At 46.1% G+C, this 15409-nt stretch carries 13 protein-coding genes; 8 read left to right on the top strand and 5 right to left on the bottom strand.

Annotated features, from left to right (window positions below; translation table 11 throughout):
- Positions 1–78: 78 nt before the first annotated feature.
- Entirely contained in the window at positions 79–2454 is a 2376-nt protein-coding gene (ppsA, locus tag J2W69_RS04240) for a phosphoenolpyruvate synthase (RefSeq protein ID WP_310274860.1), read from the top strand.
- A gap of 172 nt (positions 2455–2626) precedes the next feature.
- Positions 2627–3583, top strand: a complete 957-nt coding sequence (locus J2W69_RS04235; RefSeq protein ID WP_310274858.1) for an ADP-ribosylglycohydrolase family protein — start codon at positions 2627–2629, stop codon at positions 3581–3583.
- A gap of 42 nt (positions 3584–3625) precedes the next feature.
- On the opposite strand, the gene fur is transcribed toward J2W69_RS04235, so the two are convergent.
- The gene (gene fur / locus J2W69_RS04230) at positions 3626–4066 is read right to left on the bottom strand and encodes a ferric iron uptake transcriptional regulator (protein ID WP_310274857.1); all 441 of its coding nucleotides are present in this window, start codon (positions 4064–4066) and stop codon (positions 3626–3628) included.
- Between the two features lie 152 nt (positions 4067–4218).
- Here fur and J2W69_RS04225 point away from each other — a divergent pair, with 152 nt between their 5' ends.
- A complete protein-coding gene (locus tag J2W69_RS04225) occupies positions 4219–4692 on the top strand; it encodes a DUF4442 domain-containing protein (RefSeq protein WP_310274855.1) in 474 nt (157 codons plus the stop codon).
- 39 nt (positions 4693–4731) lie between these two features.
- On the opposite strand, the gene fldA is transcribed toward J2W69_RS04225, so the two are convergent.
- The 4 genes from fldA to J2W69_RS04205 form a co-directional block, all read right to left on the bottom strand.
- Entirely contained in the window at positions 4732–5262 is a 531-nt protein-coding gene (gene fldA, locus J2W69_RS04220; RefSeq protein WP_008897432.1) for a flavodoxin FldA, read from the bottom strand.
- A 12-nt stretch (positions 5263–5274) separates the two neighbouring features.
- Positions 5275–5547, bottom strand: a complete 273-nt coding sequence (gene ybfE / locus J2W69_RS04215; RefSeq protein WP_008897433.1) for a LexA regulated protein — start codon at positions 5545–5547, stop codon at positions 5275–5277.
- 14 nt (positions 5548–5561) lie between these two features.
- Positions 5562–5759 carry a DUF2788 domain-containing protein gene (locus tag J2W69_RS04210; RefSeq protein ID WP_008897434.1) on the bottom strand — a complete coding sequence of 66 codons (198 nt, stop codon included), beginning with the start codon at positions 5757–5759 and terminating at the stop codon, positions 5562–5564.
- A gap of 63 nt (positions 5760–5822) precedes the next feature.
- Positions 5823–6584 (bottom strand): alpha/beta fold hydrolase, encoded by a 762-nt coding sequence (locus J2W69_RS04205; RefSeq protein ID WP_310274851.1) that lies wholly within the window; start codon positions 6582–6584, stop codon positions 5823–5825.
- Between the two features lie 246 nt (positions 6585–6830).
- On the opposite strand from J2W69_RS04205, the gene seqA reads away from it, so the two are divergent.
- From seqA to ydiJ, 5 genes are all read left to right on the top strand, one after another.
- Entirely contained in the window at positions 6831–7397 is a 567-nt protein-coding gene (gene seqA / locus J2W69_RS04200; RefSeq protein WP_310274849.1) for a replication initiation negative regulator SeqA, read from the top strand.
- Positions 7398–7406: 9 nt separating this feature from the next.
- The gene (gene pgm, locus J2W69_RS04195; protein ID WP_310274847.1) at positions 7407–9053 is read left to right on the top strand and encodes a phosphoglucomutase (alpha-D-glucose-1,6-bisphosphate-dependent); all 1647 of its coding nucleotides are present in this window, start codon (positions 7407–7409) and stop codon (positions 9051–9053) included.
- Positions 9054–9207: 154 nt separating this feature from the next.
- Positions 9208–11703, top strand: a complete 2496-nt coding sequence (locus J2W69_RS04190; protein WP_310274845.1) for a glycogen/starch/alpha-glucan phosphorylase — start codon at positions 9208–9210, stop codon at positions 11701–11703.
- 183 nt (positions 11704–11886) lie between these two features.
- Entirely contained in the window at positions 11887–12189 is a 303-nt protein-coding gene (locus tag J2W69_RS04185) for a hypothetical protein (protein WP_310274843.1), read from the top strand.
- A 123-nt stretch (positions 12190–12312) separates the two neighbouring features.
- Entirely contained in the window at positions 12313–15351 is a 3039-nt protein-coding gene (gene ydiJ / locus J2W69_RS04180; protein WP_310274841.1) for a D-2-hydroxyglutarate dehydrogenase YdiJ, read from the top strand.
- The last annotated feature ends 58 nt before the right edge of the window (positions 15352–15409 follow it).

The raw sequence follows: 15409 nt of genomic DNA, 5'->3' as shown, positions 1-15409 counted from the left end.
TGCCAGTGTAGAATTAGCCTGCTTATGTGGCTTGTCATGTAAGCTTACATAACCTGCAACAAAAATTGGAGACTCATTGTGCAAGAATTCGTTGTTTGGTACCAGGACCTGGGCATGCACGACGTTCCTCGCGTTGGTGGTAAAAATGCTTCATTGGGTGAAATGATCAGTAACCTGGCAAATGCAGGGGTACAAGTTCCGGGTGGTTTTGCCACTACAGCTTATGCCTTTAATCAATTTCTTGAACAGAGTGGTCTGAACGAGCGTATTTATCAAGTGTTGGACGGTCTCAACGTTGATGATGTCACCGCTCTGGCCAAAGCCGGTGCTCAAATTCGCCAATGGGTGATTGACACACCGTTCCAAAGTGAATTCGAACAGGCTATTCAAACCTCTTACCAGCAGCTGCAACAAGGCTGTGCTGAAGATGTCTCCTTTGCAGTGCGTTCATCGGCTACAGCTGAAGATATGCCTGATGCTTCGTTTGCGGGTCAGCAGGAAACTTTCTTAAACGTCCGTGGTTATGCTGCTGTCATTGAAGCCATCAAGCACGTATTTGCTTCACTATTTAACGACCGCGCTATTTCTTATCGTGTGCATCAGGGCTATGACCACCGCGGTGTGGCTTTGTCTGCCGGTGTACAGCGTATGGTGCGCTCAGACTTATCCGCTTCAGGCGTGATGTTCAGTATTGACACTGAATCAGGTTTTGAAGATGTGGTCTTTATCACGTCCTCTTATGGTTTAGGTGAAATGGTGGTGCAGGGCGCAGTCAACCCTGATGAATTTTATGTGCATAAACCTACAGTGATGGCGGGGCGTCCGTCCGTAGTGCGTCGTAATTTAGGCAGCAAGCTGTTGCAGATGGTGTATTCCAAAGACTTGAGCCACGGCAAACAGGTCATTGTTGAAAACGTTCCAGAGGCGTTACGCCAGCAGTTTTCTTTGACTGATGCTGAAGTGCAGGAACTGGCGAAACAAGCCATTATCATTGAAAAACACTATGGCCGCGCCATGGATATCGAATGGGCTAAAGATGGTCAGGACGGTAAGCTGTATATAGTTCAGGCTCGTCCTGAGACTGTGCGCAGCCGCGAAGACAGCAATGAAATGGAACGCTTCCAACTGCAGGGCACAGCGCCTGTTGTTGTTGAAGGCCGTGCCATTGGTCATAAAATTGGTTCAGGTAAAGCCAGGGTTCTCGCCAGCATCGCTGATATGGATCAAATTCAACCAGGTGATGTATTAGTCACCGACATGACAGACCCGGACTGGGAACCTATCATGAAACGTGCTTCAGCCATTGTGACCAACCGTGGTGGTCGTACTTGCCATGCCGCTATTATTGCGCGTGAGCTGGGTATTCCGGCTGTAGTGGGTTGTGGTGATGCCACCAAAAAAATTAAAAATGGTCAGGAAGTCACAGTATCCTGTGCTGAAGGCGACACAGGTTTTGTCTACAACGGTATTTTAGGTTTTGACGTGATGACCTCACGTGTAGACAAAATGCCGGCGCTGAAAATGAAAATCATGATGAACGTCGGTAACCCTGAACGTGCGTTCTCTTTTGCCAAGTTGCCGCACGCCGGTATTGGTTTGGCCCGTCTGGAATTTATCATCAACCGTATGATTGGTGTGCATCCAAAAGCGTTGTTGAACTTTGATGCTCAGACTGACGAGCTTAAAGCCACCATTAGCCAAATGATGGCTGGCTACAGCTCTCCGGTCGAGTTTTACACCATGAAACTGGTTGAAGGCATTTCTACTTTGGCGGCGGCTTTTTCACCGGAGCGGGTGATAGTGCGGATGTCCGACTTTAAGTCGAACGAATACGCCAACCTGGTCGGTGGTCGTCAGTACGAGCCACACGAAGAAAACCCTATGATTGGTTTCCGCGGTGCGTCACGTTATATCTCTGAAGACTTCCGTGACTGTTTTGCCATGGAATGTGAAGCCTTAAAACGGGTTCGTAACGAGATGGGCTTTACTAATGTTGAAGTGATGATCCCATTCGTCCGTACATTGGAAGAAGCTAAAGCTGTGATTGAACTGCTGGAAGCTCATGGTCTGAAACGCGGTGATAATGGCTTAAAAGTCATTATGATGTGTGAGCTGCCATCGAACTGCTTATTGGCAGAAGAGTTCCTTGAGTATTTTGATGGTTTCTCCATAGGCTCAAACGACTTAACTCAGCTGACTTTAGGTTTGGATCGCGACAGCGGCTTAATTGCTCATCTGTTTGATGAACGTAACCCTGCTATTAAAAAGCTGTTGTCTATGGCGATTCAAACCGCCAAAGCCAAAGGCAAATACGTGGGGATTTGTGGCCAGGGACCTTCGGATCACGAAGACTTTGCTGCATGGTTGATGGATCAGGGCATAGATTCAGTGTCATTAAATCCGGACACTGTACTGGAAACCTGGTTGTATCTGGCGGAAAAATACGGCCAGTAAGTTGTGATATTTGTATCGAAGCCAGCCTGAGTGCTGGCTTTTTTTATTGAGAAAAAATGCATCTATTTACTTGATTTTAAAGCGAAGTACTTGGCTTCTTAGCTGCAATACCTTATAAATTAGATATGCGCAAAAATTAGCCTCAGATGGCTTTATAACAACGGAGGTCTGCATGAGCGACCCGGTGCTCAAATCCAAAGCGCTTGGTTTGATGTATGGCTTATTGGCCGGAGAAGTTTTGGGCTCCGCTGTTGAAGGCTTGGCGCAAAACGAAAGGGATGAGCGACTGAGCTTTGAACTCACTGAAATTTTGCTGCAAAACCCATGGCAAACTTTGTCAGGACAAACCACAGACAGTGGAGAGCTCTCGCTATTGTTATGCCGCTTATTGGCCCATTATGGTGAATACCAGGAAGAGGGCGCCTGGCAAGCTTATGAATATTGGCTTAGAACCGAACCTTTTGCCGTACCTGATGAATTAAAACGTGCTTTGTTGTCTGAGCAGGATGAAGAGTCTGCTGCCACTACAGCTTTAGCTCGTGTGGCGCCCGTGGCTTTGATGGTGCCTTACCAGTCTTTACCCCAGCTTGCGGCCTGGGCTATGGCCGATACGGCGCTGACTCATCCCAATATGCTTTGTCAGCAAATTAGCTGCCTGTATGTCATGGCGCTTGGGCATGTGCTGGAAAATGATTGCAGTGCAGATGAACTGTATCAGATGATCAAGGACTGGGCGTCACAACTGAAAGTGGACAAACGTATTATCCGGGTTATTGATCAGGCCCTATTTATGCCACCCATAGACTTTGAGCAATCAGATGCTCAGGTGCTGGTCTGTTTTCAGAATGCGATTTGGCAGCTGTTGTATGCACAGGATTATCTGGATGCCATGCTTGATACTATCAAACGAGGCGGAGACACAGCCAACAACGCTGCTGTGGCCGGGGCTTTATTAGGCGCCTGTTATGGTGTGGCAGAAGTGCCACAATTGCTGCGAAATGCTATTACCCACTGCAGACCACTCAAAGGCCAGTTTGGTGTGCATCAGCCTCGCCCTGAATGCTGTTGGGCCAATGAGGTGGAGTATTTAACAGAGCAAATTTTAACAGGCACAAAAAAACCGGACTAGCCGGTCTTTTTAACGTCACACCTGGTGTACCAGATCAAAAACTTATTTGCTGTTACGAGTTGCTTCGCAAGACTTTTTATCGACACATTCACCGTACAGATACAAACTGTGGTGAGTCAGCTTAATGCCGTTTTTCTCAGAAATCTCCAGTTGCTTCCGCTCAATATCGTCATCTTCAAACTCAATAACTTTACCGCAGTTTAAGCAGACTAAGTGATCGTGGTGATCAATGCGGCTCAATTCAAATACCGACTTACCACCTTCAAAATGGTGGCGGGTGACAATGCCTGCATCATCAAACTGGTTTAATACACGGTATACAGTGGCCAGACCAATATCTTCACCTAATTCCAGCAAAATCTTATACACATCTTCGGCACTGATATGCTGATGATTCGGGTCCTGCAATATATCGAGGATCTTCACTCGTGGCAGTGTGACCTTAAGGCCTGCTTTACGTAATTCGGTATTATGATCTGACATGGATTCTTCTACTCTTTCTTGAATTTCAAATGATTATAAGGCCATTACCAATAGAAGCAACCTATAAATCTGCCCCTTAATGCATACAAAGCGCAGACAAAGCTCAAACAAGGGGTTAGAATTCGGTCAAACAGGTCTTACCAGAGGTGGTTATGCGTTGGGCGTTTAATCCTGCCGTGATGCGGCATTTATTAAATTTGTGGCCGCCATTTTTTTTCAGTGGCATTAAAGTGGTGGAATTGGCGCAGGACTACAGATACTGCAAAGTTGAGCTAAAAAACAGGCCCTGGACCCGTAATATTAATAGCAGTCAATTTGGTGGCTCTATGTTTGCGATGACCGATCCTATTTACCCTTTGATGCTGATGGGTACTTTGGGTAAAGAGTATATGGTCTGGGATAAGCAGGCGGATATCAATTACATTACACCGGGCCGGGGCAAATTAACGGCTGAGTTTTTGCTGACAGACAGCGAGCTTGAACATATCAAACAACAAACCGAGGCAGGGGAGAAATATTTTCCTGATTTTGTCGTGCATGTAAAAGACAACAAAGGTGAGTTGGTGTGCGAAGTAAAGCGTAAGGTGTATATCCGCAAAAAGCCGAAGTACCGCGATGTATCTTAGTCAAACAATGGGGCAGAGCTGAAGCTCTGCCCCTGAATATTACAGATTCTCCAGCTCTTTTAAGCTCAGTTCATCATAAATCTGTTTACACCATTGTTTCACTCGTTGTTCTGTTAATTCAGGCTGACGGTCTTCGTCTATGCCTAAACCAACAAAGTGGTCGTTGTCCGCCAGTGCTTTAGACGCCACAAAGTTGTAGCCTTTGGTTGGCCACTGACCGACCAGAATAGCGCCTTTAGGCTCAATAATGTCACGTAGGGTGCCCATAGCGTCCAGGAAATACTCGGCGTAATCCTCCTGATCACCACAGCCAAAAATAGCGACCAGCTTATTGTTGAAGTCGATATTTTCCAGCTCAGGGAAAAAGTCGTCCCAGTCACACTGGGCTTCACCGTAATACCAGGTTGGGATACCTAACAGCAACAAATCATAACCGGCAATTTGTTCTTTTGTGCTTTTGGCAATATCCATCACATCAAACAAATGTTTGCCCAGCTCTTTTTGAATCATTTTTGCGATATGTTCAGTATTACCTGTATCGCTACCAAAAAATATACCTACAGTTGCCATAACTTTCGCCTTCTACCTGGTCAACGCTTGTTCTAAAACCCATTCAATATAGGCGCTACGTGTCATATTTTGCTGCTCTGCAGACAAACTCAGTTGTTGATACAACTGTTCTGACACTTTGCACTCTATACGCTTTAAACCTTTACTTCGATCGCGTTTGATTTGATTGCGCTTGTTCAGTTTTAACTGTTCTTCCCTTGGCAAAGGATTAGTCCTTGGCCGGCCAGGGCGCTTTTCATGCGCAAACAAATCTATTGTTGTGCGATCTGTGGCTATTTTAGCCATGTCGCGCACCTCATTTATTCGACAAAATACTCAAAAATCACTTTAGCTAAAAAAGCAGCCGGTGATAAAAACAGCACTAACCACACAAAAATTTTGCCAAAACGAGGAGCGTTACTTTTTTTAAGTACATCCCAGATGGCCATCACGATAAACAGATAGAGGGCACCTACACCCAGAAACAGACCTAAGGTCTCAAACTGCTCAATATTCATAATGACCCATAGCCCCAAAAAATTGCGCGCACTATAGCACAATTTTATTGGGAATTAGTTGCGTCAACTCAATAAAAAGTCAGTGACTATTTTCGCAAAAGCGACAGGTTTTTCTGCGTGTAGCCAATGCCCTGTGCCCATAATGACTTTTGCTTTACTGTGGGGAAACAGTGCGCTGATCTGGCCCTGGTGTTCCGGCAACAGGTAGTCTGACTCCGAGCCTTTGATAAAGAGCGTTGGTCCAGGGTAAGGGCCTTTGCTGGTGGGCGCTTCCAGTAACTGCTGATAATTAGCAATTAAGGCTTTGATGTTAAAGCGCCAGCGGAACTGATTTTCCTCTTTATATAAACTTTTTAGCAGAAACTGCCGTACCCCGTTTTCTGAAATAGCTAAAGCCAGTTGCTGATCGGCTTCTTGTCTGCTTTGTAAGCTGTTCAAGTCAATAGCATCCAGCGCAGATAAAATCTGCAGGTGCCGTGGTCTGTTTTGCACTGGCGAAATATCAGCCAAAATGAGTTTACTGACTCTGTCCGGGTAGCGCAGCGCAAACTCCATTGAAATTTTGCCACCCATTGAATGGCCTAATAATGCCACTTGATCCAAACCCAAATGATCAAGAGTATCTTTGATATCCTCTGCCATCAGTGCATAGGACATGCTATCGTGCCAGTCTGAGCGACCATGATTACGCATGTCCAGATTGACCACTTGCCATTGTCCGGCTAAAGCGCGGGCAATCACGCCAAGGTTCTCGTAACTACCAAAAAGGCCGTGGATCAATACAATAGCTTGACCCTGGCCTGTGATCTCGGTATGTAATATCATTATTGTTTCCGATTTAACGACCTGAATTAACGACATAGCGCATGGTATCAAAACAGCTGGCTGGCGTCAGCGACTACCTCTGTGTATACCCAAAGTAATTGGTGTTGCAGGGAGGCGACAAGTGATTGAGACCCCAGGAGCATAGTTGTCCTATGTGACTGGGGCGAAGAGCGCAGTCAACAAAGCTGCAGCTTCAAGTACGAAGGGTATATAATGGATTCATTTTCAAAAACGCGGAATAACTTCATGAAAACCATCGAAATAGATGACGACCTTTATCAATTTATCGCCAGTCAGACTCAACAGATTGGTGAAAGCGCCTCTGATATTCTGCGCCGTCTACTGATTGTCAGCCTGACAGAAGCACAAGCTCCTGCTGTACCAGCTGCAAAACAAGTGGCTAAAGCCGCAGTTGAAGTTGCTCCGGAAGCTGCAGCGGAAAAGGCTACAGCCAGTGCTGCAGCTGTGGAAAAAACAGGTTCGGTTTTTGATTTTATCAGTCCACAGGACTTATCGGCTGAGCAAAGTGTAGTAGGCCGGTTTTTGTTTATTTTATCGGCCTTATCCCGTGCTCATCGTGGTGATTTTGCTCAGGTACTGGAAATTAAAGGTCGTAACAGACTGTATTTTGGTCAGTCTGAAGCTTCTTTGTTGGAAGCGGGCAGTAGTACCAACCCAAAACCTATTCCAAATACAGATTTTTGGGTGATCACCAATTCCAATACCACTCGTAAAAAAATGATGCTGACGGAAGTTGCCAGCAAATTAGGCTACAGCTCTGTTGAGGTTGAACGGATCCGCGATTTGTTATAAGGAGTTTTTATGTCGTTACATCCGCTGGCAGGGCAAACTGCCCCGGCCGCCATGTTACCTAATATAGCTCAACTGATGGCTGCCTATTACAGCCTGAGCCCTGATGTGGCTGTGACCAGTCAGCAGGTTAGTTTTGGCACTTCAGGCCACAGAGGTGGGGCTTTATTAAAGTCCTTTAATGAGGCTCATATTCTGGCCATAGTGCAGGCTGTTGCAGAATATCGTAAGCAGCAGGGATTTAGCGGGCCATTGTTTCTGGGTAAAGATACCCACGCTTTGTCTGAAGCTGCTTTTGTCACTGCTTTGCAAGTACTGATTGCCAATGGTGTTGAAAGCCGTATTCAGCAGGATGGCGGTTTTACGCCAACCCCTGTGATTTCCCACGCTATTTTAGGGTACAACAAAGGCCGTACAGCGGATTTAGCCGACGGTCTGATCATTACGCCTTCGCATAATCCGCCAGAAGATGGTGGCATTAAATACAATCCACCTCATGGCGGCCCGGCAGATACTGATGCGACAGACTGGATCCAAAAACGTGCCAATGCTCTGTTAGCCGGTCAGTTAGCCGGGGTACAAAAATTAAGCTACGAAGCGGCGCTGGCATCACCTTTGTGTGTGCACATCGACTATATCCAGCCTTATGTGGATGACCTGGCGAACGTCATTGATATGGCCGCTATTGCCAAAGCCGGTGTAAAAATTGGTGTCGACCCTTTAGGTGGTTCAGGCATCGCCTTCTGGCCTGTGATTGCCAAAACTTATGGTTTGAATATCACTGTCGTCAATGAGCGGGTGGATCCGGCTTTTAGTTTTATGCCTTTGGATAAAGACGGCAAAATCCGTATGGATTGCTCCTCTGCTTATGCCATGGCAAATTTGATTCAGCTCAAAGATCAGTTTGATGTGGCTATAGGCAACGATCCTGATTTTGACCGTCACGGCATAGTGACCCGAAGTGGCGGCCTGATGAATCCAAATCATTATCTGGCTGTCGCTATTAACTATTTATTAAGCAACAGACCTTTATGGTCCACCGACTTAGCTATAGGCAAAACTCTGGTGTCTTCGGCCTTAATAGACAGAGTGACAGAAGGCCGTGGTCGTAAAGTGTACGAAGTACCAGTTGGTTTTAAATGGTTTGTTGAGGGTTTGCACCAGGGCACTGTGGCTTTTGGTGGCGAAGAAAGTGCCGGGGCCAGTTTCCTGCGATTTGATGGCACTGTCTGGTCAACGGATAAAGATGGTTTTATTTTAGGTTTACTGGCGGCAGAAATGCTGGCAAAAACCGGAGTGGATCCGTATCAGCAGTATCAGGCATTAACCAAAGAGTTTGGTTCACCTTTGTATCGCCGTCTGGATGCTGCTGCTTCAGCAGAGCAAAAAAACGCATTGAAAAATCTCGATGTCAGCAGTGTTCAACAAACAGTGTTGGCTGGTGATCCTATACTGGCAGTGCTGACAAAAGCACCAGGAAATAATGCCAGTATTGGCGGGGTAAAGGTCGTTACGAAAAATGGCTGGTTCGCTGCAAGGCCCTCAGGTACAGAAAATAGTTACAAAATTTACTTAGAGAGTTTTGTTGATCAAAACCATTTAATGCAGCTTGAATCTGACGCCAAAGCCTTTGTGGACGCGGTGTTTGCAAGCATTTAAGCCTCTGATACAGCCTGTTATCGTGTTGTAATAAAATTACGATAATAGGCTTTATTTGCGCAAATTCTTGACTATTGCCCGCCATTTTTGTAATTTTTCTACAACTACAGTTATAAAAAAAGCGGCTCACCGCTCATCAAACCGGGATTTGGCAATGAAAAAAACGACTTCAAAGGCAAAAGCTTCAGTGGCTATTGCAGCGCTTCCGAGCACGGAAGAGTTAAAAAACAGCATTATTAAACATTTACACGGGAGCCTTGGCACTGATGTCAACAAGGCCAGTCCACAGGCCTGGTGGCGTGCAACCTGCGCTGCGGTGAACGAATATGTGTACGATGGTTTGCGTAATACCCAGCGCACTCACTATCAACAAAATACCCGTGCCATTCACTATTTCAGTCTTGAATACTTGATGGGCCGTTTATTCAGTAACAACCTGCATAACATAGGTATCTACGACGCTGCAAAAACTGCGCTGGCTGAGTTGGGGTTAAATATTGCTGATCTGGAAGATCAGGAAGAAGATATGGCATTAGGCAACGGCGGTTTAGGCCGTTTAGCTGCGTGCTTTATTGACTCTATGGCTACCTTAAACTATCCGGCTATTGGTTATGGTATTCATTACGAACACGGCTTGTTTAAACAGGATTTCTCTGACGGTCGTCAGATTGAGCGTCCGGACAGCTGGCGTGAATACGGCAACCCATGGGAAATTTGTCGCCCTGAGTCTGTGCAGGAAATTTCGGTCTATGGTTATGTCGAAACTACCTATGACTTGCAAGGCAAAATGAAAAAAGTCTGGCACCCGGGCCGTATTATCAAGGGTGTGCCTTGGGACATTCCAGTGGTGGGTTATCAGGGCAGCTCAGTGAACGTATTACGCTTGTGGGAAAGCCGTGCCAGTGATTTCTTCAACTGGGACGTGTTTAACTCAGGGGGTTACATTGATGCAGCCCGTCAGAACATCGAAGCTGAAACCATTTCTAAAGTCTTGTATCCAAATGACGAAACAGATGCAGGTAAAGAGTTACGTTTAATTCAGCAGTATTTCTTCTGCTCATGCTCGCTGAAAGACATTATTCGCCGGTACAAACGCGCCAATGGTGATGACTGGAGCAAGTTCCCGGAACAAGTGGCTATTCAGCTGAATGACACTCACCCTGCAGTGGCTATTCCTGAACTGATGCGCATTCTGGTCGACCGTGCTGAAATGAGCTGGGACGATGCCTGGAACATTTGTCAGCATGTATTTGCCTATACCAACCATACCTTGTTACCAGAAGCACTGGAAAAATGGTCAGTGCGTTTATTTGAAAAAGTATTGCCACGCCATTTAGAAATCATTTACGAAATTAACCGTCGTTTCCTGGTAGAGCAGGTGGATGTGTTATGGCCTGGCGACAACGACAAAAAACACAAGCTGTCTATTATCGAAGACGGCCACGAACCTATGGTGCGTATGGGCCATTTGTCTGTGGTGGGTTCATTCCGTGTCAATGGTGTGGCGCAGGTTCACTCTGATTTAGTGAAATCTGACTTATTCCCGGAAATGGTGGCTTTGTGGCCGGATAAATTCACCAACGTCACCAACGGTGTTACACCTCGTCGCTGGTTAAAAGCCTGTAACCCACGTTTAGCTAAATTGCTGGATGAAACCATTGGCGATGAATGGCCACGAGACTTAAAACAGCTGAATAAATTTGCTGCTTTTGCTGATGATCCTGCCATTCAGGACGCCTTTATGGCGATTAAACAGCAAAACAAAGCTGACTTGGCCACTGTAGTGAAAAAGCTGACTAATATCAGCATCGACCCTCATGCTATTTTTGATATTCAAATCAAAAGGTTGCATGAATACAAACGTCAGCATCTGAACTTGCTGCATATTCTGGCTTTGTACCGTCGTATTTTGCAAAACCCGGATTACGACATGGTGCCTCGTGTTTTCCTGTTTGGCGCTAAAGCGGCTCCTGGCTACAAGCTGGCCAAAGAAATTATTTACGCCATCAACAAAGTGGCTGAGAAGATCAATAACGACAAAAGAGTTAAAAACCGTCTGAAAGTGGTCTTTATGCCAAATTACCGTGTGACGCTGGCAGAAAAAATGATCCCTGCAGCTGATGTGTCAGAGCAAATCTCTACCGCAGGTAAAGAAGCTTCGGGTACAGGTAATATGAAGCTGGCGTTAAACGGAGCTATCACTGTGGGTACGCTGGATGGTGCCAATATTGAGATTGCTGAGGAAGTAGGGGCTGATAATATTTCTATCTTCGGTTTAACTGTCGATGAAGTGAAAGCACTGCAGGCCAAAGGCTATCACAGCTGGGATTATTATTATCAGGATGCTGAAATCAAAGCCATTCTCGACTGGCTGGAAACCGACTACTTCACGCCGGGTAAACCAGGTGAGTTGTCGGCTATTAAACGCAGCTTATTGGAAGGTGGCGACCCGTACTTAGTACTGGCCGATTTCCAGTCTTATGTCAAAGCACAAGAGAAAGTGGATGGCTGGTACCGTGATCAGGCAGGCTGGGCGAAAAAAGCCATACTGAACACGGCCTTGATGGGCAAATTCACTTCCGACCGTTCTATTGAAGACTATGTAGAAAAAGTCTGGAAACTGGATGCCTGTAAAATCAGTCAACAGTAATTCAGTACTTCTTTGAAAGAGCCCACTTCGGTGGGCTTTTCTTTAGCTGATGAGATAGCACTTCAAAGAGCAGGCTGAACTATTTGTTACACTTTGCAGTCTTACCCGGCATTGGGATTTCGTTTTATCATCCCCATTAAGTCTTACAGAGCCAATGAACAGGCGTTTTAAAGAGAGCAATCAATGAATTATCAACAGCAAGCCCAACAATGGCAGGCCTTATTCCGTCAGAAACAGCAGGGCAGTTTCCTTAGCCGTGTTCTGCTTTGGCTGGTGGCCGGCATCATGCTGGTGTTTGCCATGGGTGTGTTACTTTTTGTACTGATGCTGAGCTGGTTACTTATTCCGGTGTTTTTGTACAAAAGACACCAACTGCGTAAACAGGGCAAATCTTTTTTCGAGCAAGCGCAACAGCAAGGCAGAGCTTCAGAAACTTCTGGCCGGGTGATTGAAGGTGAAGTGCTGGAACGTAAAAACGACAACTAACCCACTTATCCCTTCAATGTAAGCGCAGCAGGGCATTGGAAAAACTGTAATTTTTTTCCGACGCCCTGACCATCTATCCTGTGCTTTGGTATACTCGGCCCAGTTTTAAATCTGGTGCGTCCTATGATCCCGAAGTTAACTGCGACAGAAACACTTAATCCCCAGGTACAGGCTTATGTCACTGCTTTAACAGCTGCTGGTTTTACCGGCGATATTGAAGTGAGTTACGCCAGCCGTTTAGCAGTAGCAACAGACAACAGCGTGTATCAGCAACTGCCTGCTGCTGTGTTATTGCCTAAATCTGCTGCAGATGTGCAGCTCATTTGTTCTTTGTCCCAGACGGTGAGTTTTAGCGGCATAAAATTTACCCCTCGTGGTGGTGGCACCGGCACTAACGGTCAGGCCTTAACTTCAGCAGTGGTGGTGGATTTATCCCGCCATATGCGTGAAATTATTGAAATTAATGTGGAAGAGCGCTGGGTTCGGGTGCAGGCCGGCGTGATTAAAGATCAGCTGAATGCTTTTTTAAAACCTTATGGCTTTTTCTTTTCACCGGATTTATCCACCTCAAACCGCGCTACTATAGGCGGTATGATCAACACAGACGCTTCAGGTCAGGGATCTTTGGTCTACGGCAAAACCAGTGATCATGTGTTATCCCTTGATACAGTGCTGATTGATGGTACAGCGCTGCATACTTATGCCATGTCTGTAGCTGAAGCAGAGCAACTGGCAGAGCGTCAGGACAGTATTGGGCGTGTGTATCGCCAGGTGTTATCCAGCTGCCGTGATTTTCGCTCTGATATTCTAAAAACTTTTCCTCGCCTGAACCGCTTTTTAACCGGCTATGACTTAGAGCATGTGTTTAACGAGGACTTAACTCAGTTTGATTTGTCCCGTGTTATTACGGGTTCTGAAGGCTCTTTAGGTTTTGTCACCGAAGCTAAATTAAATATTACGCACATAGCTCCTTACAAATGTCTGGTCAATGTTAAATACGACAGCTTTGAAAGTGCGCTTAGAAATGCGCCATTTTTAGTGGCGGCTCAGGCGACCTCAGTGGAAACCGTCGACAGCAAAGTACTGGATTTAGCCCGCAACGATATTATCTGGCATCAGGTAAAAGACTTTATTGAAGATGTGCCTGGCAAAACTATGCTGGGCCTGAATATGGTCGAATACAATGCTGAAAACGAAGCGGATATGGCGCAAAAGGTTCAGCAATTAGAAGCTCGTTTGCAACAGTCTGTCGAAAACGGTGAGTCGGGCATTATTGGCTATCAGCTGACGTATGATAACAATGCTATTACCCAGATTTATGCGATGCGTAAAAAGGCAGTAGGTTTGTTAGGAAACGCCAAAGGCAGCAAAAAGCCTATTCCTTTTACCGAAGATACCGCAGTTCCGCCTGAAAATCTGGCTGATTTCATCATGGAATTCAGAGCCTTACTCGACAGTCACGGTTTAGCCTATGGCATGTTTGGTCATGTCGATGCCGGGGTGCTGCATGTGCGTCCGGCTTTGGATATGTGTGACCCGGAACAAGAAAAACAGTTACGCGTTATCTCTGATCAGGTGGTCAAACTGACGGCTAAATACGGCGGGCTGATGTGGGGCGAACATGGCAAGGGTTATCGCAGTGAATATGGCCCGGATTTTTTTGGCGAGGTTTTATTTACCGAACTGCGCAAAATAAAAACGGCGTTTGACCCTTTTAATCGCGTCAACCCAGGCAAAATTTGTACTCCTATCAACAGCACAGAACAGTTAGTCAGTGTCGATGATGTCAAACGTGGTTTTTATGACCGGCAAATACCAGTGGTGGTGAAAGACAGTTTCGACAGCAGTTTAAACTGCAACGGCAATGGCCTCTGTTTTAATTACGAAGAAAATTCCCCCATGTGCCCGTCCAGTAAGGTCACGAAAGACAGGCGCCATAGTCCAAAAGGCAGGGCTGGTTTAATGCGTGAATGGCTACGCTTAATGAGTAATCAGGGCATAGATGTATTGGCGCAGGAGCAAGAGCTGCTAAATAAATCCCAGACGCTGTCGGGTATAGTTGGCAAAATCAAAAACAGCTGGCAAAAAAAACAAGGCCAGTATGATTTTTCACATGAAGTGATGGAAGCAATGGAAGGCTGTCTGGCTTGTAAAGCCTGCGCCGGTCAGTGTCCTATTAAAGTGGATGTGCCATCCTTCCGAGCTCGTTTTATTCAGTTGTATCACAGTCGTTACTTGCGACCGGCCAAAGATTATCTGGTTGGTAATATTGAACGCTCAGCGCCTTTGCTTGCCAGTATGCCGAAAGTAGTGAATTTTTTCCTGCAGCAAAGCTGGATGGCCGCATTGCTGAAAAAGACGGTGGGCTATGTTGATACACCGCAATTATCAGTACCCACCTTAAAGCAAAGGGTAGAGGGCCAGTACCACTTTGATTTAACAGCCCTGCAAGCCTTGCCAGAGACTGAAAAGCAAAAACTGGTGCTGTTGGTGCAGGACCCTTTTACCAGCTTCTATGAGGCTGATTTAGTGGCTGATGCGTTAAAGCTGATTGAGAAACTGGGTTTTCGCCCTGTGTTATTACCTTTTTTACCTAATGGCAAACCCCAGCATGTAAAAGGCTTTTTACGCGATTTCGCCAAAACAGCAAAAACAGCCTCTGACTTTTTAAATCAGGTGGCGTCTTTGGGTGCACCGCTGCTGGGTTTAGATGCTTCTTTAGTGCTGGTGTACCGGGATGAATATGTCAAAGCTTTAGGCTCGCAGCGTGGCAACTATCAGGTGGACTTATTCCACGAATGGCTGGTAAAACAAGAGCTGCCAGCAGTTGCGAGTCGACAGAGTTTTAGCTTATTAGCCCATTGCACAGAAAAAACCGCCTTGCCATCGACAGAAAATCAGTGGAAACAGATTTATGCCAAAGCCGGATTGGAACTCAAAGCTTTGTCTGTTGGTTGCTGTGGTATGGCCGGTACCTATGGTCACGAAGCGCAGAATTTTGACAACAGCAAGACCTTATACGAGATGAGCTGGCAGCAGAATGTGAAAAACACTGGCGCTGATCAGGTGCTGGTGACTGGGTTTTCCTGTCGCAGCCAGGTGAAACGTTTAGAAGGCGTTAAACCTAAACATCCACTACAGCAACTATTGTTGTTGCTGTAGTTAATTCGGGTGCCTGGGGGCAGGCGCAAAGCCTGCACCTGCTGATGTACACTCCCAC

Source organism: Rheinheimera soli (assembly GCF_031457405.1).
GTDB lineage: Bacteria > Pseudomonadota > Gammaproteobacteria > Enterobacterales > Alteromonadaceae > Pararheinheimera > Pararheinheimera soli_A.
This window is presented reverse-complemented; position numbering and strand designations above follow the sequence as displayed.

Bases quoted from the DNA above. Each gene is read 5' to 3' on its own strand.
- J2W69_RS04190 (WP_310274845.1), top strand. From the start codon at position 9,208: ATGAAAAAAACGACTTCAAAGGCAAAAGCTTCAGTGGCTATTGCAGCG.
- fur (WP_310274857.1), bottom strand. From the start codon at position 4,066: ATGTCAGATCATAATACCGAATTACGTAAAGCAGGCCTTAAGGTCACA.
- J2W69_RS04225 (WP_310274855.1), top strand. From the start codon at position 4,219: ATGCGTTGGGCGTTTAATCCTGCCGTGATGCGGCATTTATTAAATTTG.
- fldA (WP_008897432.1), bottom strand. From the start codon at position 5,262: ATGGCAACTGTAGGTATATTTTTTGGTAGCGATACAGGTAATACTGAA.
- pgm (WP_310274847.1), top strand. From the start codon at position 7,407: ATGTCGTTACATCCGCTGGCAGGGCAAACTGCCCCGGCCGCCATGTTA.
- J2W69_RS04210 (WP_008897434.1), bottom strand. From the start codon at position 5,759: ATGAATATTGAGCAGTTTGAGACCTTAGGTCTGTTTCTGGGTGTAGGT.
- J2W69_RS04205 (WP_310274851.1), bottom strand. From the start codon at position 6,584: ATGATATTACATACCGAGATCACAGGCCAGGGTCAAGCTATTGTATTG.
- ybfE (WP_008897433.1), bottom strand. From the start codon at position 5,547: ATGGCTAAAATAGCCACAGATCGCACAACAATAGATTTGTTTGCGCAT.
- J2W69_RS04185 (WP_310274843.1), top strand. From the start codon at position 11,887: ATGAATTATCAACAGCAAGCCCAACAATGGCAGGCCTTATTCCGTCAG.
- ydiJ (WP_310274841.1), top strand. From the start codon at position 12,313: ATGATCCCGAAGTTAACTGCGACAGAAACACTTAATCCCCAGGTACAG.
- J2W69_RS04235 (WP_310274858.1), top strand. From the start codon at position 2,627: ATGAGCGACCCGGTGCTCAAATCCAAAGCGCTTGGTTTGATGTATGGC.
- seqA (WP_310274849.1), top strand. From the start codon at position 6,831: ATGAAAACCATCGAAATAGATGACGACCTTTATCAATTTATCGCCAGT.